Genomic DNA, 17,742 nt, shown 5'->3' with positions numbered 1-17,742 from the left:
GCCGGTTAACGGCAAGTTGGTGCCGGTCAGGCCGGGCGCAGGACTCCGTGCTTCTTTTTGCCCGAAGAAACGCGGATTTCAGCGCCTTGAAGGGCGATGACGTGCCCTTCGTCGGTCACCGAATGACCTTCGACCCGCGCGCCGCCGCCCGCGATCAGGCGCTTGGCCTCGCCGCGGCTCGCCGCAAAGCCCAGGCCGATCAGCGCATCGATCAGCGCGATGCTGCCATCGGGGCAGGCGAGCGAGGGCAAGTCTGCGCCGACACCGCCGCCAGCGAAGGTCGCTGCCGCCGTCGCTTCTGCCGCGGCCGCCGCTTCCGCGCCGCGTACCAGCTTGGTGACTTCGTTCGCCAGCACGACTTTGGCCGCGTTGATCTCGCTGCCGCCAAGCGCCTCGAGCCGCGCGATCTCGTCGAGCGGAAGATCGGTGAACAGGCGCAGGAACCGGCCGACGTCGCGATCATCGACGTTGCGCCAGTATTGCCAGAAGTCCCAAGCGGGGAGCGCATCCTCGTTGAGCCAGACCGCGCCCGCCGCCGTCTTGCCCATCTTCGCGCCATCAGCCGTCGTGAGCAGCGGGGTGGTGAGGCCGAAGACCTCCACACTTTCCATGCGCCGCGTCAATTCGATACCGTTGACGATATTGCCCCACTGGTCCGAGCCGCCCATCTGCAACCGGCACCCGGCGGTGAGCGCGAGTTCGCGGAAATCGTAGGCCTGAAGGATCATGTAGTTGAATTCGAGGAAGGTCAGCGGCTGCTCGCGCTCGAGCCGGAGCTTGACCGAATCGAAGGTCATCATCCTGTTGATCGTGAAGTGCGGGCCGACGGTGCGCAGCAGTTCGACATAGCCGAGCGCGCTGAGCCAGGTGTCGTTGTCGACCATCACCGCATCGGTCGGGCCGTCGCCGAAGGTGAGCAGCTTCTCGAACACGGTGCGGATCGAGGCGATGTTGGCGGCGATGTCTGCGCTCGTCAGCATCTTGCGGCTCTCGTCCTTGCCCGAAGGATCGCCGACCTTGGTCGTGCCGCCGCCCATCAGAACGATGGGCTTGTGCCCGGCCTGCTGGAGGCGGCGCAGCATCATGATCTGCACCAGGCTGCCGACATGGAGCGATGGCGCGGTCGCATCGAAGCCGATATAGCCCGGCACGATCTGCTTCGCCGCAAGCGCATCGAGGCCTTCGGCATCGGTGACCTGGTGGACATAGCCGCGCTCGCTGAGCAGGCGGAGGAGCGAAGAGGTGTACGGAGAGGCGTTCTGGGTCATGACGCGGCGCGCCTAGCACGAAAGAGCAAGGCTTGGAAACGTTCGACCTGACCGCGCATCCGGCACATCCGGCCAAAGTTGTGTCCGGTATGGCAGCGCGCATTCTCTCGTTCGATGCGAACTGGCTCACGCTGCGCTGGAAGGTGGACGGGGCGGGCGCGCTCGTGGTGCCGCCGTTTGCCGGCCGCGCACGGACGGACGGCTTGTGGCAGACCACTTGCTTCGAGCTCTTCGTGAAGGCACCGGGCGGGGAAGGGTATGCCGAGTTCAACCTTTCTCCCTCCGAGCGCTGGGCGGCGTATGATTTCAGCGGGTACCGTGCAGGAATGGCCGAGCGGGCGGTGGAGCGCCCGCCGGTGTGTACGCCGCGCCGGGGTGGGTCGGTGCTGATCTTCGATGCCGCGATCCCGGCTGGCGCGCTGCCGCCACTGCCGTGGGCTTACGGGCTGACCGCAGTGATCGAGGAGGCAGGCGGGATCAAGTCCTACTGGGCAATGGCGCACCCGCCCGAGAAGCCCGACTTCCACGATCCGACTTGCATGGCCGGGCGGCTTGCGGCACCGGAAGCGGCATGAAGTTCGGTATCGACCGCCTGCTCGCCGACCCGGCGCTGCGCGCGCCGCTTGAAGGCAAGCGCGTCGCGCTCGTCGCCCATCCTGCCTCGGTGACAGGGGGTCTAACGCATTCGCTCGATGCCTTGGCCGCCTGCCCGGGGATCACGCTGTCCGCCGCCTTCGGGCCGCAGCACGGGCTGCGCGGGGACAAGCAAGACAACATGGTCGAGACCGAGGACTTCATCGACCCGTTGCTAGGGATCCCGGTTTTCAGCCTCTACGGTGAGGTGCGGCGGCCAACAGCGCGGATGATGGACAGCGCCGATGTGTTCCTGTTCGACCTGCAGGATCTGGGCTGCCGGATCTACACCTTCGTGACGACGCTGCTCTATCTGCTCGAGGCCGCAAGCGGCACCGACAAGGCCGTGTGGGTGCTCGATCGGCCCAATCCGGCGGGCCGCCCGGTGGAAGGCACCACGCTGCTGCCCGGCTGGGAAAGCTTTGTCGGCGCGGGGCCGATGCCGATGCGGCATGGGATGACCTTGGGAGAAATGGGCCGCTGGTTCGTGGATCACTTCAAGCTCGACGTGGACTACCGCGTGGTGGCGATGGAGGGGTGGGAGCCGGAAGGGCCGGGTTTCGGCTGGCCGCAGGACCGGATCTGGATCAATCCGAGCCCGAATGCGGCGAGCCTGAACATGGCGCGAGCTTATGCAGGCACGGTCATGATCGAGGGTGCGACGCTTTCGGAAGGGCGCGGGACGACGCGGCCGCTGGAAGTACTGTTCGGCGCGCCCGATGTCGATGCCAAGGCGGTGTTGGCGGAGATGCAGGCCTTTGCGCCGGAGTGGCTGGCGGGGTGCGCCATCCGGGAGTGCTGGTTCGAGCCGACATTTCACAAGCATGTCGGCAAGCTCTGCAACGCGCTGATGATCCACGCCGAGGGCGTGTTCTACGACCACCACGCGTTCCGGCCCTGGCGGCTGCAGGCACTGGCGTTCAAGGCAGTGCGGCGGCTTTACCCGGACTATCCGCTGTGGCGCGATTTTCCGTATGAGTATGTCACCGACAAGCTGGCGATCGATGTGATCAACGGCGGGCCGGGGCTGCGGGACTGGGTAGACGATCCGGTGAGCACGCCCGCCGATCTGGAAGCACTGGCGGGGCCGGACGAGGCTGCGTGGATCGAGACGCGGGCGCCGTTCCTTCTGTACTGAAGCGGGACAGAATCCCGGCAAGTTGACACAGTTTACACAGTCCTGAGAGAAAGCGCCGAGGGCTTTTTTCAGACGTTTGACGCACCTGCGCGAGCCGCGCCTGATGCTTCGACAAGCTCAGCATGAGCGGGTTTGGGTCGGGTTCACGAGGTTCAAAGAGCAGGCCTCGATGATACGCGAACCGGTGGGTTGTAGGACAGCGGTTTGTGCTGTCCGAAAGGCAGCCCAACCCCGGGTCAAGCCCGGGGTGACGATGCGGAGGGGCGACTGAGGTGAGGCGGGTGCCGTCTCAACTCGCATCATGAAAGATGATCCCCAGCGTCTGGCGTTCGCCGGAAAGCACGGTGCTGACGCCGTGGCGCATGGCCGATTTGGACCAGCCGGTCGAGGTGAGGCGGGGTTTGTCGCGGACCGGGATCAGCGCGATCTGGCCTTGCCGGATGGGCACGACTTCGACGCGGCTTTGCAGGCGGGGGCGGTTTTCGACGAGGGTGAGCGCGCCGCCGGTGTAGCTTTCGTCACCGCTTAGCATGACGATGGCTTGCAGGGGGAAGTGGATCGGCCCGTAGAGGTCCTGATGCAGGCAGTTGTAGTCGCCCGCGCGGTAGCGCAGCAGGAGCGGGGTGGGGCGCGGCTGGCCAAAGGCGTGGCAGCGCGCGAGGAGGGCCTCGTGCGTGCCGGGCCAGATGTCCGGTAGGCCGAGGCGCTCCGACCACATGTTCGCGATGGCGGCGAGCGGCGGGTAGAGCGCAGTGCGCAAGGCCTGCACCACATCGGGCAGCGGATAGGCGAAGTAGCGGTATTCGCCCTTGCCGAAGCCGTGGCGGGCCATGGTGACGGTCGAGCGGAAGCGGCTGTCGTCGTGGTAACTGGCGGCGAGGGCGGCGCAGGTTTCGGTGTCCAGCACGCGCGGGGTGAGGGCGTAGCCGAGGTCGTCGAGGCTTTGGGCGAGCGTGGGCCAATCGAGCGCGGCGATCCGGTTTTTCAGGTTTTGCATGGCGGACGACTTAGCCTGACCGACGGGGCGGCACACTCCGGCTATTGCGGTCGAACTCGCCGCGCCGCGCACCCCCACCCGGCCTCCCCCGAACGGGGGAGGGGAAGAAGAGGGGGCGGGGGGATGAGCCTTCCTTAAGTTTTGTGCAGTAGGTGCCGAGGCTTGGACGACCATCGGGATGACCTGCGTGACCTGCAACAACTGTGGAACGGCCGGCGCGGCGCATCTGTTCCGGGCCAAGGGCTATGATCTGGTGCGCTGCACCGGGTGCGGGCTGGCCTACATCGCCAACCCGCCGGGCGCGGAGGAACTGAAGGTGCTCTATTCGGCGGGCGCTTCCTATCACGCGGCGCTGTGCGATCCGGCGAGCGAGACTTTTGCGACGCAGGACCGGATCGCGGTGCGGCACCTTGCCGAGACGCTGAGAGGTGTGAAGCGGGGGCGGCTGCTCGATGTGGGCTGTTCGATCGGGCAGTTTGCGGCGCGGGCCAAGGCGGCGGGTTTTTCCGCAACGGGGCTTGAGATGAACGAGGCGAGCGCGGCATTTGCGCGGTCGCACTTCGGGCTCGAAGTGGCGGAAGGCACGATCCACGATGCACCGCAGGAGGCGGGCTCGCTCGACGTGGTGACGATGTTCGACGTGATCGAGCATGTGCCCGATCCGCTGGGCGATCTGCGCAAGGCGTTCGATCTGCTCGCGCCGGGCGGCACTATCGTGCTTTCGACGCCCAATATCGACGGGTTGTTTCCGAAGCTCTCACTGCCGCTGGCGAAGAAGCTGGACTACTGGCCGCACCCGGAGCCGCCGTATCACCTCTATCAGTTTTCGGCGAAGACGCTGGGAGCGATGCTGAAGAAGGCGGGCTTTGCGGTGGCCGAGACGCGGCATTTCGCCATCGATCTCGCCTATACGTTCGGCCAGGTGCAGACCCTGCTGAAGATGCCGAAGCGGCTGGCCTATGCCGGGTTGTTTGCGCCGCTGGCAGCGGTGGGGCCGCTGCTGGGGCAGGGCGACTGGATCTATGTGACGGCGCGCAAGGCGGGGTGATTGCCCTGCTGGCTGGTTGACGGAAGGCAGCTGGAGCCCGACCTTGGTGCTCGAAGGAGACGGACATGGTCGAGGCAAGGTGGAACGGCGCGGTGATTGCGCGCAGCGATGATACGGTGGTGGTTGAGGGCAACCACTATTTCCCGCTTGAGGCGGTCGATGCGGCGGTGCTGAAGCCGAGCGCGACGACCAGCATGTGCCCGTGGAAGGGGACGGCGCAATACTATTCGCTGGTGGTGGACGGCGCGGAGAACCGCGATGCGGCGTGGTATTATGCCGAGCCCAAGGACAAGGCCGCGCAGATCAAGGGGCGGGTGGCGTTCTGGAAGGGTGTGACGGTGGGGTAGGAATTACCCCTCCGTCAGCCCTGCGGGCTGCCACATCCCCATTTGCACTTCGTGAAAATGGGGAGGAGCTTCTTGTTCCTCCCCATTTTTGCGAAGCACAAATGGGGAGGTGGCCTGCCGAAGGCAGGTCGGAGGGGTTCTTTAGCGCCAGACCGGCGCGCGCTTCTCCAGAAACGCTTCGATCCCCTCCGCCGTGTTCTCGTCCATCATGTTCTGCGCCATGACTTCGGCGGCGAGCGCGTAGGCCTCGGCGCGGTGGACTTCGCGCTGGGCGTAGAACAGCGCCTTGCCGCGGCGGATCGCATCGGGGCTCTTGGCAGCGATGGTCTGGGCGAGGGTGTCGATCTCGGCATCGAGCTTGTCAGCCGGGACGGCGTGATTGATGAGGCCCCAGCTTTCGGCGGTCTGCGCGCTGATGAATTCGCCGGTGACCAGCATTTCGAACGCGGGCTTGGCCGGCACGTTGCGGGTGAGCGCGACCGCGGGGGTCGAGCAGAACAGGCCGACATTGATGCCCGAGACGGCAAAGCGCGCGTCCTGGCTGGCGATGGCAAGATCGCAGGCGCCGACGAGCTGGCAGCCCGCGGCGGTGGCAATGCCGTGGACCCGGGCGATGACGGGGACGGGCAGCGCGACGATGGCTTCCATGACCTCGGCGCAGGCAGCGAACAGAGTGCGGTAATAGTCCAACCTGCGCTGCCCGTGCATCTGGCGCAGGTCATGCCCGGCGCAGAAGGCCTTGCCAGCGCCGGAGAGGACGACGCAGCTGATCGAGCTATCGGCGGCGAGGCTGGTCAGTTCGGCCTTGAGCGCGGCGAGGAGGTCTTCGCTCAGCGCGTTGTACTGGTTTGGCCGGTTGAGCGTGAGATCGACGCGGGTGCCGGTGCGGGCCGTGGTGAGGATTTCATTGTCTGACATGGGCGTCGACCTCTTCTGTTTTGCCGCAGCTTACGCCGGTGGCGGCGTGGATCAAGTCCGGCAGAATACCCCTCCGTCAGCCTTGCGGGCTGCCACCTCCCCGAGCAAGTTCGGGGAGGAATGATCAGTGCTTCTTGCGGGTCAGTTCGCGCATCGCCCCATCGAGGCCTTCGAGGCTGAGGGGGAACATCGAGCCGCCGACGAGATCCTTGATCATCTTGGTCGACTGCGAATAGTTCCACTGCTTTTCGGGCACCGGATTGAGCCAGACGGTGGCGGGGTAGGTCTGCGCGACGCGGTGGAGCCAGATGGCGCCCGCCTCCTCGTTGAAATGCTCGACCGAGCCGCCGGGGTGGCTGATTTCGTAGGGGCTCATCGCCGCATCGCCGACGAACACGATCTTGTAGTCGTGGCCGTACTTGTGGAGGATGTCCCAGGTGTTGGTGCGCTCGGACCAGCGGCGCTTGTTGTCCTTCCATACGCCTTCGTAGAGGCAGTTGTGGAAATAGAAGAACTCCATGTTCTTGAATTCGGCGGTGGCGGCGCTGAACAGTTCCTCCACCAGCTTGATGAACGGGTCCATTGAGCCGCCGACATCGAGGAACAGGAGCAGTTTGACCGCGTTGCGCCGTTCGGGGCGCATGCGGATATCGAGCCAGCCCTGCTTGGCGGTGCCTTCGATCGTGCCGGGCAGATCAAGCTCGTCGGCATGGCCCTCACGCGCGAAACGGCGCAGGCGGCGGAGCGCGATCTTGATGTTGCGGGTGCCGAGTTCCTTGGTGTTGTCCAGGTTGGCGAACTCGCGCTTTTCCCAGACCTTGATCGCGCGGCCGTGCTTGCCCTCGCCGCCGATACGCACGCCTTCGGGGTTGTAGCCGCCGTGGCCGAACGGGCTGGTGCCGCCGGTGCCGATCCACTTGCTGCCACCCTCGTGGCGCTCTTTCTGCTCCTCGAGCCGCTTCTTGAGCGTCTCCATGATCTCGTCCCACGAGCCGAGCGCCTTGATCTTCTCCATTTCCTCTTCGGAGAGGAACTTTTCGGCGACGGCGCGCAGCCAGTCTTCGGGAATATCGACCGGGCGCTGGCCGTAATCGGTGAGGAGGCCCTTGAAGACCTTGTTGAACACCTGATCGAACCGGTCGAGCAGGCCCTCGTCCTTCACGAAGGTGGCGCGGGAGAGGTAGTAGAAGGCCTCGGGCGTCTGCTCGATCACGTCCTTGTCGAGCGCTTCGAGCAGGACGAGGTGTTCCTTGAAGCTGGCCTTGATGCCCGCTGCGCGCAGCTCGTCGATGAAGTTGAAGAACATGGTGGCCTCGCTCGCGTCTTAACCGGGTGATTAAGGCGAATGCGGGGCTTGGGCAAGCGCTACGAGGAGGTTGGCGGCGGGGGCGGTTGCTTTGCATGGCGTTCGACGCCCGCGGGGAACACGGCCCAGGCCGGGGCATCGTCGGTCCAGATCACCATTTGCGGGGTGAGATCGTGCGGCGGGGTGATGAAGCCGACGCGCATGGTGCGGAACTGCGGGCGGGCGGAGACTTGCGCCATGACCGGGGTGCCGCAGGCGGGGCAGAACGATTGGGTGAGGGTGTTGCCGCTGGCGGCGGTGTAGGCGTGCGTGCCCAGCGTGCCAGTGATGGTCACTTCAGTGGTCAGGAACATGGCATTGGCGCTGTGCGAGCCGCCCGCGAGCTGCTGGCACTGGCGGCACCAGCACTGGCGCACCGCGATGGGCGCTTCGGCGGCGATCTCGGCGGTGACGGCTCCGCAGGCGCAAGCTCCGGTGTAGGCCATGGCAAGTCCCTCACTTTTGGGCCAAGATTCAGGATTGTTAGTCTTACTTACAATTTGTAGGCTGCAGGCAACCGGAGAGGACGACCACAACCATGCTCAAGCTCTACAGTTTCGGCCCCGCTGCCAACTCGATGAAGCCGCTGCTCACCTTGTATGAGAAGGGGCTGGCTTTCGAGAAGAACCGGCTCGATCCCGCCAAGTTCGAACACCATACCGACTGGTTCAAGGCGATCAACCCGCGGGGCCAGGTGCCTGCGCTGGTCGATGGGGCGCATGTGATCACCGAAAGCACGGTGATCTGCGAGTATCTTGAGGACGAATATCCGACCGAAGTCTCGCTGCGGCCCGCCACGTCGGCGGGCAAGGCCGCGATGCGGGTGTGGACCAAGTGGGTGGACGAGTATTTCTGCTGGTGCGTCTCGACCATCGGCTGGCACCGCTATGTGGGGAATATGGTGAAGGGCCTCTCGGACGCCGAGTTCGAGGAGAAGGTTGCCGCGATCCCGGTGGTGGAGCAGCAAGTGAAGTGGCGCCGCGCGCGCGAGGGCTTCCCGCAGGACATGCTGGACGAGGAAATGCGCAAGATCGGCTATTCCGTGGAGCGGCTGGACGCGCATTTGCGGGAGCACGAGTGGCTGGTGCCGGGGCAGTATACGCTGGCGGATATCTGCAACTTCGCGATCGCCAACGGGATGCAGTTCGGCTTTCCCGAGTTCGTCAGCAAGGAGAAGACGCCGGGGCTGGTGCGCTGGATCGAGCAGATCAAGGCGCGCCCGGCAGTGAAGCAGATGTTTGCCGAAGTGGAGCTGGAGCAGCTCGGGCCGCGGGACTGAGCTTGGATTTCAGTGCTCTCTTCCCGTCACCCCGTGCTTGACACGGGGTTTGGCTGTTCGTCTGGCGTGGCGCTGGAAAAAAGCCAAAGACCGTGTCAAGCACGGGCCGACGAGTCCATTTGACGCCATCTCGCTGGGGATTGGCGCTGGGGTTGTTCCCCTCTCCCAACCCTCTCCCTTGAAGGGGAGAGGGCTTTCAGACCGGCGGCGGGCCCTTGGGGTGGCGCACGAAGTGATCGGGGATGGGCGCCCAGCTCGGCGCGCTTTCCGTCCAGATCGCGGCGGTGGGCGCGCAGAGTTCCGGGTCGTCAAGCGTGCCCGCCCGCACGCGCATCGGCAGGCCCTTCGGCGTGACGGTGCGGCTGTAAATCTGCGCGCCGCAGACCTTGCAGAAGCCGCGCTCCACGGTGTTGCCGCTGTCTGCGATCATCGTGAACAGGCCAAGGTCTCCGGTGATCGCAACCGCTTCCTCCGGAAACAGCACGTTGACCGTGGCCGAGCCGCTGGCAATGCGCTGGCAATCGCGGCACCAGCACATGCGCGCGCCGACGGGCTCTGCGGCGATGGTATAGCGCACCGCGCCGCAGAGGCATCCGCCTGGGTGTGACATCAGTTCGTCGGCCGCCGCGCCATGAAGGCCAGCCGTTCGAACAGCATCACGTCCTGCTCGTTCTTGAGCAGTGCGCCGTGCAGGGGTGGGATCGCCTTGGTGGGATCGCGGTTCTGGAGGACGTCGAGCGGCATGTCCTCGTTCAGCAGCAGCTTGAGCCAGTCGAGCAGTTCGGACGTGCTCGGCTTCTTCTTGAGGCCGGGGACTTCGCGCACTTCGTAGAAGATATCCATCGCCTTGGAGACGAGGGTCTTCTGGATGTTCGGGAAGTGGACGTCGATGATCGACTGCATCGTCGCCCGGTCGGGGAACTTGATGTAGTGGAAGAAGCAGCGGCGCAGGAACGCGTCGGGCAGTTCCTTCTCGTTGTTCGAGGTGATGACGACGATCGGGCGCTCCTTGGCGGCGATCGTCTCGTGCGTTTCGTAGACATCGAAGCTCATCCGGTCGAGCTCCTGCAGAAGATCGTTCGGGAACTCGATATCTGCCTTGTCGATCTCGTCGATCAGGAGGACGGGGAGCTGCGGCGAAGTGAAGGCCTCCCACAGCTTGCCACGGCGGATGTAGTTCGAAATCTCGTGCACGCGCGGATCGCCGAGCTGGCCATCGCGCAGGCGGGCCACCGCATCGTATTCATAGAGGCCCTGCTGCGCCTTGGTGGTGGACTTGATGTTCCATTCGATCAGCGGCGCGCCGACGGCCTTGGCGATTTCATGCGCGAGGACGGTCTTGCCGGTGCCGGGCTCACCCTTCACCAGCAGCGGGCGGCGCAGCAGCACTGCGGCGTTGACTGCTACCTTGAGATCATCGGTGGCGACGTAATTGCTGGTGCCTTCAAAGCGCATGTTCTGTCCTGCATCCCACTTAATCGGTTGCTTAAGGGATAGGGCGAGAGCGGCAGGCTGGCAAGTGGCCAAGCCAAGTAAGCCAAACCGCCACTTCTGCGCGGGGAAGCGACACTTGGTTACAAGCCGCCCCGTTGCCGCTGCCCCGCTGCACGTGTAGGCGAAGCGCCATGCCATCCGTCCCAGCTGCCAGCGCCGCGCGCTACGCTCCGTCGCGCCGCGACCGGGTCGTATCGTTCGTACTGGCGGTGGTGACCGGGGGCTTCCTGATTGCCGTGCTGGTGTTGATGACCGGCGTGGTCGGTGGCGGCGGCCCGGAGGGCGGGCAACTGGTCGCGATCAATATCGCGCCACCTTCTGCCGAAAAGGAAAAGCAGAAGGCCGCGCCCAAGCAGGACGTGAAGCAGGAGCAGGTGCAGACGGTGACGACCCCGCCGCCCAAGCTGCCGCCCCGCGTCGAAATCCCCAGCAAGAATCAGGTCGAATGGCCGCCGGGCTTCATCAAGCTGAGCCGCGAGGACCTTGCCAAGGCGGATATCAGCCGGATCAAGCCCGCCGGTGGCGGCGGTTCGACCGGAGCTTCCGCGGGCGGGGGCGGCAATGCCGAAGGCACCGGCGACGGCCCCGGCGGCGCGCGAGTCTACAACGCCGAATGGTACCGCGAGCCGACGCGGGCGGAAATGTCGCCCTACATGGGCGCGGCGCGCGGCGGCGGGGCTGGCGATTGGGCGATGATCATCTGCCGCACGGTGGAGCGGTTCCATGTCGAGGACTGCCGCGAGGTGGACGAGAGTCCGCGCGGATCGGGGCTGGCCCGCGCGCTGCGGCAGGCGGCGTGGCAGTTTCTGGTGCGGCCGCCGCGCGTGGACGGCAAGCCGCAACTGGGCACCTGGGTGCGCATCCGTTTCGATTTCAAGGCAGCCAAGGCACCGGACGGTGCGGCCGACCAGGACTGAACCTGGCCGGCCAGGGCCCACGCCTTCGCACAAGGTATGGACCCAATCGGGCAATCAGAATTCTGACCAGTTGTCCTCATGGAGGTCGAGCGCGAGATTGCCATGCACCGGTGCGGGTGCAGCGGCCGCGAACGGACGCGAAGCCGGCGCGGCGTGGCGCGGGGGCGACGGGGCCGCGAACGTGGCGGCCGAGGCGCTGGTGCCTGCGCCCCGGAAGCGCGCGACGAGATTGGCGAGATTGGCCGCCTGACCCGAGAGATTGCGCGAGGCGGCCGCGCTTTCCTCGACCATCGCGGCATTCTGCTGGGTCATCCGGTCGAGCTCGCCCATGGTCACGTTGACCTTGGAAATGCTGGTCGCCTGATCCACGGCAGCGGTGGCAATGCCTTCGACCAGAGTGCCGATCTCGGCCACCTGGGTGATGATCGCATCGAGCGCCTCGCCGGTTTCGCCCACGAGGTGGACGCCAAGCTCGACATGCTGCGCGCTGCCGCTGATGAGGCCCTTGATGTCGCGCGCGGCTTCGGCGGAACGCTGAGCGAGCGCGCGCACTTCATTGGCGACGACCGCGAAGCCGCGGCCTGCCTCGCCGGCGCGCGCAGCTTCGACGCCTGCGTTCAGGGCAAGCAGATTGGTCTGGAAGGCGATGCCATCGATCAGGTCGATGATCTGGGTGATCTGCTTCGAACTGTCGACGATCGAATCCATCGCGCCGACCGCTCGCTTGACCACATCCCCCCCGGCATTGGCGCGATCGGTAGCGCGCACGATGGTCTCGCGCACAGCGCCGGCATTCTGGGCGCTCTGCTCGACTTTGGCGGTGACTTCGCGCATGGCGTTGGCGGCGGATTCAAGGCTGGCGGCCTGCTGTTCGGTGCGGCTGGCGAGATCGTCGGAGGCGGCGCGAATCTCGGTCGAGCCGGTCTGGACGCCGCTGGCAGTGCCGGCGACCGAGCCGATGACTTGCTCCAGTTCGCTCGCCATGGCGTTGAAATCTGTCTTGAGGCGGGCGAAGGGGCCTTCGAGCGCGGCGGTGACGCGTGCCGCCAGATCACCTTCCTTGAGCCGGGCGAGCGCGGCACCCAGTGTGCTGACGATAAGCTCGACCTGTTCGGTCTTGCTCTTTTCGGCGCGGGCGAGCTGATCCTGCAGGGCGCGCATGGCGCGACCTAGCGCGCCGACTTCGTCCTGTGTATCAGCGACTTGGAGCGCGCCATCGAGGCGGCCATCGGCAAGGTGCTGGATGGCATGGGTGATCTGGCCGACGGGGCGGGCAACGAGGCGCACCATCATCACGTAGATCCCGCCGAGCGTGGCAAGCAGCGCCAGGGTTGTAAGGACGCCGGTCCACAGCGCGAGCGTGTAGCCCGATTGGGACTGCTGAACGGCCACTTCGATATGGTGCTTTTGGTAGTCGGCCAGATCGGCAAGGGATTTGGCGGTGGCTTCGACCGGTTCGGAGGAGGTGGCCAGCCGCGCCAGTGCTTCGGCGGTGCGGCCCTCACCGGAGAGCTGGATGATCTGCGCGGTATCCTGGCTCATCTGCTGCCAGCCGGCCTTGAACGCCTTCAGATAGCCTTTTTCCCTGTCGTCGAGGTCGGTCGCCTCGAAAGCTGCGGTCTGGGTGCTGATGACTTTCTGGTTCGTGGCGATGACCTTTTCGGCATCGGCGCGCTCGTATTCATCGGCCGCGAGCAGATGCGATCGCAGGGCGTTCTCGAATTCGGCCATCGCGATGTTGATCTTGTCCGCCGAAAGCGCCTGGGGGACGTGATCCTCCGCCACTTCGATTTCAGCGACGCGCATGGCGCCCATGCGCCAGACCATGGTGCCGATCGCCGCGACGATGACCAGCGAGAGCAAAGCGAACATCACCGCGAGCTTGCGTCCGATCGGAGCGTTCCTGAGATAGTCCATGCCAATTGAGCCCGTAAATGCCGCCACGCGGGAATGCGGAGCGAATACTGGCCGGTTCTAGGCACGCGGAGACTGCGATGGAGTTTGGCCGGGACTAGGGTGAAACCCGGGGGGCGCGGTTAAAATCCGATGAAGGGCTCAGGCGGCGGGGGCGCCGATCGCATCGAGCGCGGCCATGTCATCGGCAGAGAGCGTGATGCTTGCAGCCGCAAGGTTTTCGCGCAGATGCCCGCGTGAGGACGTGCCGGGGATCAGCAGCACATTGGGCGCGCGGTGGAGCAGCCAGGCGAGCGCAAGTTGCATCGGCTTGACGCCGAGCCGCGCCGCATGGGCATCGAGCGCGGCGGATTGCAGCGGCGAGAAGCCGCCGAGCGGGAAGAACGGCACATAGGGTATGCCGTCTGCGCCAAGCGCGTCGATCAGGGCATCGTCGGTGCGCTGGACGAGGTTGTAGGCGTTCTGGACGCAGGCGACCTCGCCGATGGCGCGGGCTTCGGCGATCTGGGCGGCCGTCACGTTGCTGAGCCCGATGTGGCGGATCTTGCCCTGCTGCTTGAGGTCCATCAGCGCGCCGAAGCGTTCCGCCAGGCTGGTCTCGTCGGTGCTGAAGGCGTGGCCGATGCGCAGGTTGACGACATCGAGCGCCTCCACGCCAAGGTTGCGCAAGTTGCCATGCACTTGCTGGGCGAGCGCGGCAGGTTCGGGCGTCATGATCCACGCGGCATCGGGGCCGCGCCGGGCGCCGACCTTGGTAACAAGGACGAGGCCTTCCGGATAGGGCGAGAGCGCCTCGCGGATCAGCTTGTTGGTGACTTCGGGGCCGTAGAAATCGCTGGTGTCGATATGATTGACCCCGTTTTCCACCGCCTCGCGCAGCACGGCGATGCACTCGGCCGGATCGCGCGGGGGGCCGAACACGCCGGGGCCGGCAAGCTGCATCGCGCCGTAGCCCATGCGGTTTACGGTGAACTGGCCGAGGGGGTGAGTGGCGGGGTGCATCACGCGTCGATCAGTTCCGGATCCAGCTCACCCGCGCGGTTCTGGATGAACATGAAGCGCTGGGCGGGGTCGCGGCCCATGAGGCGGTCGACGAGGTCCTTCACGGCAGCGCGGCCTTCATATTCGGGCGGCAGGGTGATGCGGATCAGGCTGCGCGTGGCGGGGCTCATCGTCGTCTCGCGCAGTTGCTGCGGGTTCATTTCGCCGAGGCCCTTGAAGCGGCCGACCTCGACTTTCTTGCCCTTGAACTTCGTGGCCTCCAGCTCGGCCCGGTGCGCGTCGTCCTTGGCGTAGACCGAGGTGGCGCCGTTGGTGAGGCGGTAGAGCGGAGGCTGGGCGAGATAGAGGTGCCCACGCCGGACGATTTCCGGCATTTCCTGGAAGAAGAAGGTCATCAGCAAGGTTGCGATATGCGCGCCGTCGACGTCGGCGTCGGTCATGATGATGATCCGGTCGTAGCGCAGCGCATCGGCATTGCAGTCCTTGCGCATGCCGCAGCCCAAGGCGAGCGCGAGGTCGGCGATTTCGGCATTGGCGCGGATCTTGTCGGCGCTGGCGCTGGCGACGTTGAGGATCTTGCCGCGGATGGGCAGGATCGCCTGCGTTTTCCGGTCGCGCGCGTGCTTGGCGCTGCCGCCTGCCGAATCGCCCTCAACGATGAACAGTTCGGTTTCGCCGCTGCCTTCGCCGCTGCAATCGGTGAGCTTGCCGGGAAGGCGCAGCTTGCGCGCGTTGGTGGCGGTCTTGCGCTTGACCTCACGCTCCGCCTTGCGGCGCAGGCGTTCATCCATCCGCTCCATGACCGAACCGAGCAGCGCCTTGCCGCGCTCCATATTGTCGGTGAGGAAGTGGTCGAAGTGATCGCGCATCGCGCTCTCGACCATGCGCGCGGCCTCGGGGCTGGTGAGGCGGTCCTTGGTCTGGCTCTGGAACTGGGGATCGCGGATGAAGATCGAGAGCATGATCTCGCTGCCCGTGAGCATGTCCTCGGGCGCGATGTCCTTGGCCTTCTTCTGGCCGACGAGTTCGCCGAACGCGCGGATGCCCTTGGTGAGCGCGGCGCGCAGGCCCGCTTCGTGCGTGCCGCCATCGGGGGTGGGGATGGTGTTGCAGTACCAGCTGTAGGAGCCATCAGACCACAAGGGCCAGGCGATGGCCCATTCGGCGCGGCCCATTTCCTCGCCGTTTGGCCCTGCGGGAAAGTCCTGGCTGCCAGTGAACGGCACCGTGGTAACGCATTCGCGGCCAGCAACTTGTTCGGCAAGATGATCGGCAAGGCCGCCGGGGAACTGGAACACGGCTTCGGCGGGAATGTCCGTCCCCGCGATCAGCGATGGCGCACACTTCCAGCGGATTTCGACGCCCGCGAAGAGATAGGCCTTCGAGCGCACGAGGCGGAACAGGCGGGCGGGCTTGAAGCGCGCTTCGGGTCCGAAGATCTCGCCATCGGGGATGAAGGTGACGGATGTGCCGCGCCGGTTGGGCGCCGCGCCGACGCGTTCAAGCTTCGTGGTCGGCAAGCCGCGCGAGAATTCCTGCGCGTAAAGCTCCTTGTTCCGCGCGACTTCGACGCGGGTGAGCACCGAGAGCGCATTGACCACCGAGATGCCGACGCCGTGGAGGCCGCCGGAGGTCGCGTAAGCCTTGCCAGAGAACTTGCCGCCCGAATGCAGCATGGTGAGGATCACTTCGAGCGCCGACTTGCCCGGATACTTCGGGTGCTCGTCCACCGGCATGCCGCGGCCGTTGTCGGTGATGGTGATCTTGCCCGCGGTGCCGTCCGGGCCTTCCTCGAGCGTGACCTCGATGCGATTGGCGTGGCCGGCGACGGCTTCGTCCATCGCGTTGTCGAGCACTTCGGCGGCGAGGTGGTGGAGCGCGCGCTCATCGATCCCGCCGATGTACATGCCGGGGCGGCGGCGGACGGGTTCAAGCCCTTCGAGCACCTCGATGGCGCTGCCGTCGTAGCTTTCCTCGGTGCTGCGGGCGGGCAGCTTGTCGAACAGGTCATCAGACATGGGAACGGCTATAGAACATGGCCGATTCCCGCGGCAATGGGGCGATGGTGCTTATCCCGGGGTTTTGCGGGTTTTGAGGCACCGGCGTTCGCCGAAAGAAAGACGGTGTTCGCGCAGAGTGCGCAGAGAGCGCAAAGAGGATTGCGATGCTTGGCAAAGGCATTGCGCAGGAACCGGTTGACCAGCGGCTTCGCCGCCTTGATGGCTACTACTTCTTTGCGATCTCTGCGGTCTCTGCGCGAACCAATCTTCGTTACGGATTGAACTTCGCGGGCGCGGGGCTCGCCGTTACGAACGTGCCAGCGCCGACTTCGCGCACTTCCATCGCGCGTTCGGCGACGCCGTTGGCTTCGAAGCGGAACACGCCGTCGAGCCCGATGAAGCCATCGCGCGTATAGAGCTTGGCGGTGGGGAACAGGGTGCCCGGCTTCCACCCCCGCGCGACGTTGAGCGTGAGGAGCACGGAATCGTAGCCCAGCGTGGCAAGGCGCGAGGGCGAGGCGCCGAAGCGGGTGCGATAGGACTGCTCGAACTGGCCGAAGCGCTTGTCCGATACGGCGGCGAACCAGGCCCCGCGCATCGAGGGGCTCTTGGCGATCGAGGCATCGCCGTTCCACAGCTCGGTGCCGAGGAGTTGCGTGCCACTGGCGGCAGGCGCGGCCATCAGCGCGATGCGGCCGCTATCGCCGATCAGGAGGGCATCGACCGGCCCCTTGGCAAGCACGCGGCGCACCGCACTCGATACCGAAGTGTTGGAGCGATCGTAGCTTTCGATCGCGGTAACGGTGAGCCCGCGCGAGCGTGCTGCGACCATGAGCGCGGAGGACACGCGCTGGCCGTAGGCGCCGGTGGGAATGATCGCGCCGACCGACTTCAGCCCCTTGTCCTGCGCGAAGCCGATCACGCGGGCGATGGCCTGCGCGGGCACCTGGCCAAGCACGAAGACATCGCGGTCGGCCACGGTCGCATCATTGGAATAGGTGATCATCGGAACTTTGGCGGGCCGCGCAACACTGGCGACAGCGACGACTTCATCGGCGAGCAGGGGGCCGAGGATCAGGCGGTTGCCATCGAGGATCGCCTTGTTAGCGGCAAGCCCGGCGCCCAGCGCGGTATCGTAAGTCGTGATGCGCACGTTCTGCGCATTGGTATCGAGCAGCGCCATGGTGGTGGCATTGGCGATGGCCATGCCGACGGGTGCGTTAGGGCCGCTCATCGGCACGAGCAGCGCGACGCGGTGGCGATCGGCGTCGGTTGGCAGGACATTGGCATCGGGCGTCACTTCCACCGGTTTTGGCGGCGGCGGCGGCGCGGCGGGTTTGGGGATCACGGCGCAGCCGGCGAGCAGGGCAAGCGCCCCGCACATGATCCAGCGCCGCAGGTTCCCGCCTGCTGTCCGCCCGCTTCCGATCATCATTGGCTTG

At 65.7% G+C, this 17,742-nt stretch carries 17 protein-coding genes; 6 read left to right on the top strand and 11 right to left on the bottom strand.

The genetic code is table 11. From position 1 onward, the window contains the following. Window positions 1-26: 26 nt before the first annotated feature. Window positions 27-1,268 (bottom strand): tyrosine--tRNA ligase, encoded by a 1,242-nt coding sequence (gene tyrS / locus ACO06X_RS03925; protein WP_421838690.1) that lies wholly within the window; start codon window positions 1,266-1,268, stop codon window positions 27-29. Window positions 1,269-1,300: 32 nt separating this feature from the next. Between tyrS and ACO06X_RS03920 the strand changes: the two genes are divergently transcribed. Both ACO06X_RS03920 and ACO06X_RS03915 read left to right on the top strand, forming a co-directional pair. Further along, window positions 1,301-1,843, top strand: coding sequence for a DOMON-like domain-containing protein (locus tag ACO06X_RS03920; protein ID WP_421838689.1), 543 nt, complete (start codon window positions 1,301-1,303; stop codon window positions 1,841-1,843). Then, window positions 1,840-3,039: an exo-beta-N-acetylmuramidase NamZ family protein gene (locus ACO06X_RS03915; RefSeq protein WP_421838688.1), complete on the top strand. Its 1,200-nt coding sequence runs from the start codon at window positions 1,840-1,842 to the stop codon at window positions 3,037-3,039. The genes ACO06X_RS03920 and ACO06X_RS03915 overlap by 4 nt, the downstream gene beginning before the upstream one ends. Before the next feature lie 289 nt (window positions 3,040-3,328). On the opposite strand, the gene ACO06X_RS03910 is transcribed toward ACO06X_RS03915, so the two are convergent. Further along, on the bottom strand, window positions 3,329-4,036 hold the full coding sequence (locus ACO06X_RS03910) for a 2OG-Fe(II) oxygenase (protein WP_421838687.1): 708 nt from the start codon (window positions 4,034-4,036) through the stop codon (window positions 3,329-3,331). Window positions 4,037-4,223: 187 nt separating this feature from the next. Between ACO06X_RS03910 and ACO06X_RS03905 the strand changes: the two genes are divergently transcribed. Together ACO06X_RS03905 and ACO06X_RS03900 are read left to right on the top strand one after the other, a co-directional pair. After that, entirely contained in the window at window positions 4,224-5,084 is an 861-nt protein-coding gene (locus ACO06X_RS03905) for a class I SAM-dependent methyltransferase (protein ID WP_421838686.1), read from the top strand. A 65-nt stretch (window positions 5,085-5,149) separates the two neighbouring features. Further along, on the top strand, window positions 5,150-5,431 hold the full coding sequence (locus ACO06X_RS03900) for a DUF427 domain-containing protein (protein WP_298169158.1): 282 nt from the start codon (window positions 5,150-5,152) through the stop codon (window positions 5,429-5,431). A 141-nt stretch (window positions 5,432-5,572) separates the two neighbouring features. Here the strand turns inward: ACO06X_RS03900 and ACO06X_RS03895 are convergent, their stop codons facing one another. The 3 genes from ACO06X_RS03895 to ACO06X_RS03885 all read right to left on the bottom strand — a co-directional run bounded on the left by ACO06X_RS03895 (window position 5,573) and on the right by ACO06X_RS03885 (window position 8,140). Next, the gene (locus ACO06X_RS03895; protein WP_421838685.1) at window positions 5,573-6,349 is read right to left on the bottom strand and encodes an enoyl-CoA hydratase; all 777 of its coding nucleotides are present in this window, start codon (window positions 6,347-6,349) and stop codon (window positions 5,573-5,575) included. Between the two features lie 124 nt (window positions 6,350-6,473). Further along, the gene (locus ACO06X_RS03890) at window positions 6,474-7,655 is read right to left on the bottom strand and encodes a vWA domain-containing protein (protein ID WP_298169163.1); all 1,182 of its coding nucleotides are present in this window, start codon (window positions 7,653-7,655) and stop codon (window positions 6,474-6,476) included. 59 nt (window positions 7,656-7,714) lie between these two features. Then, complete coding sequence (locus ACO06X_RS03885) at window positions 7,715-8,140, bottom strand: GFA family protein (RefSeq protein WP_421838684.1); 426 nt, start codon at window positions 8,138-8,140, stop codon at window positions 7,715-7,717. Window positions 8,141-8,232: 92 nt separating this feature from the next. Here ACO06X_RS03885 and ACO06X_RS03880 point away from each other — a divergent pair, with 92 nt between their 5' ends. After that, entirely contained in the window at window positions 8,233-8,973 is a 741-nt protein-coding gene (locus ACO06X_RS03880) for a glutathione S-transferase family protein (RefSeq protein ID WP_421838683.1), read from the top strand. Window positions 8,974-9,169: 196 nt separating this feature from the next. Here the strand turns inward: ACO06X_RS03880 and ACO06X_RS03875 are convergent, their stop codons facing one another. After that, the gene (locus ACO06X_RS03875) at window positions 9,170-9,583 is read right to left on the bottom strand and encodes a GFA family protein (RefSeq protein ID WP_421838682.1); all 414 of its coding nucleotides are present in this window, start codon (window positions 9,581-9,583) and stop codon (window positions 9,170-9,172) included. Further along, window positions 9,583-10,428 carry an AAA family ATPase gene (locus tag ACO06X_RS03870; RefSeq protein ID WP_421838681.1) on the bottom strand — a complete coding sequence of 282 codons (846 nt, stop codon included), beginning with the start codon at window positions 10,426-10,428 and terminating at the stop codon, window positions 9,583-9,585. The genes ACO06X_RS03875 and ACO06X_RS03870 overlap by 1 nt, the downstream gene beginning before the upstream one ends. A 170-nt stretch (window positions 10,429-10,598) precedes the next feature. On the opposite strand from ACO06X_RS03870, the gene ACO06X_RS03865 reads away from it, so the two are divergent. Further along, the gene (locus tag ACO06X_RS03865; protein WP_421838680.1) at window positions 10,599-11,384 is read left to right on the top strand and encodes a hypothetical protein; all 786 of its coding nucleotides are present in this window, start codon (window positions 10,599-10,601) and stop codon (window positions 11,382-11,384) included. A 54-nt stretch (window positions 11,385-11,438) separates the two neighbouring features. Here the strand turns inward: ACO06X_RS03865 and ACO06X_RS03860 are convergent, their stop codons facing one another. From ACO06X_RS03860 to ACO06X_RS03845, 4 genes are all read right to left on the bottom strand, one after another. After that, window positions 11,439-13,301: a methyl-accepting chemotaxis protein gene (locus tag ACO06X_RS03860; RefSeq protein ID WP_421838679.1), complete on the bottom strand. Its 1,863-nt coding sequence runs from the start codon at window positions 13,299-13,301 to the stop codon at window positions 11,439-11,441. Between the two features lie 138 nt (window positions 13,302-13,439). Further along, on the bottom strand, window positions 13,440-14,300 hold the full coding sequence (locus tag ACO06X_RS03855; RefSeq protein ID WP_421838678.1) for an oxidoreductase: 861 nt from the start codon (window positions 14,298-14,300) through the stop codon (window positions 13,440-13,442). Then, window positions 14,300-16,318: a DNA topoisomerase IV subunit B gene (locus tag ACO06X_RS03850; RefSeq protein WP_421838677.1), complete on the bottom strand. Its 2,019-nt coding sequence runs from the start codon at window positions 16,316-16,318 to the stop codon at window positions 14,300-14,302. Before ACO06X_RS03850 ends, ACO06X_RS03855 begins: the two co-directional genes overlap by 1 nt. Before the next feature lie 253 nt (window positions 16,319-16,571). Further along, the gene (locus ACO06X_RS03845) at window positions 16,572-17,735 is read right to left on the bottom strand and encodes a penicillin-binding protein activator (RefSeq protein WP_421838676.1); all 1,164 of its coding nucleotides are present in this window, start codon (window positions 17,733-17,735) and stop codon (window positions 16,572-16,574) included. Window positions 17,736-17,742 lie beyond the last annotated feature (7 nt).

This window comes from Novosphingobium sp., from assembly GCF_965229225.1.
GTDB lineage: Bacteria > Pseudomonadota > Alphaproteobacteria > Sphingomonadales > Sphingomonadaceae > Novosphingobium.
This window is presented reverse-complemented; position numbering and strand designations above follow the sequence as displayed.

Coding starts and splice junctions, on each gene's coding strand:
- tyrS (WP_421838690.1), bottom strand. CDS start 1,268: ATGACCCAGAACGCCTCTCCGTACACCTCTTCGCTCCTCCGCCTGCTC.
- ACO06X_RS03915 (WP_421838688.1), top strand. CDS start 1,840: ATGAAGTTCGGTATCGACCGCCTGCTCGCCGACCCGGCGCTGCGCGCG.
- ACO06X_RS03910 (WP_421838687.1), bottom strand. CDS start 4,036: ATGCAAAACCTGAAAAACCGGATCGCCGCGCTCGATTGGCCCACGCTC.
- ACO06X_RS03900 (WP_298169158.1), top strand. CDS start 5,150: ATGGTCGAGGCAAGGTGGAACGGCGCGGTGATTGCGCGCAGCGATGAT.
- ACO06X_RS03895 (WP_421838685.1), bottom strand. CDS start 6,349: ATGTCAGACAATGAAATCCTCACCACGGCCCGCACCGGCACCCGCGTC.
- ACO06X_RS03890 (WP_298169163.1), bottom strand. CDS start 7,655: ATGTTCTTCAACTTCATCGACGAGCTGCGCGCAGCGGGCATCAAGGCC.
- ACO06X_RS03885 (WP_421838684.1), bottom strand. CDS start 8,140: ATGGCCTACACCGGAGCTTGCGCCTGCGGAGCCGTCACCGCCGAGATC.
- ACO06X_RS03880 (WP_421838683.1), top strand. CDS start 8,233: ATGCTCAAGCTCTACAGTTTCGGCCCCGCTGCCAACTCGATGAAGCCG.
- ACO06X_RS03875 (WP_421838682.1), bottom strand. CDS start 9,583: ATGTCACACCCAGGCGGATGCCTCTGCGGCGCGGTGCGCTATACCATC.
- ACO06X_RS03870 (WP_421838681.1), bottom strand. CDS start 10,428: ATGCGCTTTGAAGGCACCAGCAATTACGTCGCCACCGATGATCTCAAG.
- ACO06X_RS03865 (WP_421838680.1), top strand. CDS start 10,599: ATGCCATCCGTCCCAGCTGCCAGCGCCGCGCGCTACGCTCCGTCGCGC.
- ACO06X_RS03860 (WP_421838679.1), bottom strand. CDS start 13,301: ATGGACTATCTCAGGAACGCTCCGATCGGACGCAAGCTCGCGGTGATG.
- ACO06X_RS03855 (WP_421838678.1), bottom strand. CDS start 14,300: ATGCACCCCGCCACTCACCCCCTCGGCCAGTTCACCGTAAACCGCATG.
- ACO06X_RS03850 (WP_421838677.1), bottom strand. CDS start 16,318: ATGTCTGATGACCTGTTCGACAAGCTGCCCGCCCGCAGCACCGAGGAA.
- ACO06X_RS03845 (WP_421838676.1), bottom strand. CDS start 17,735: ATGATGATCGGAAGCGGGCGGACAGCAGGCGGGAACCTGCGGCGCTGG.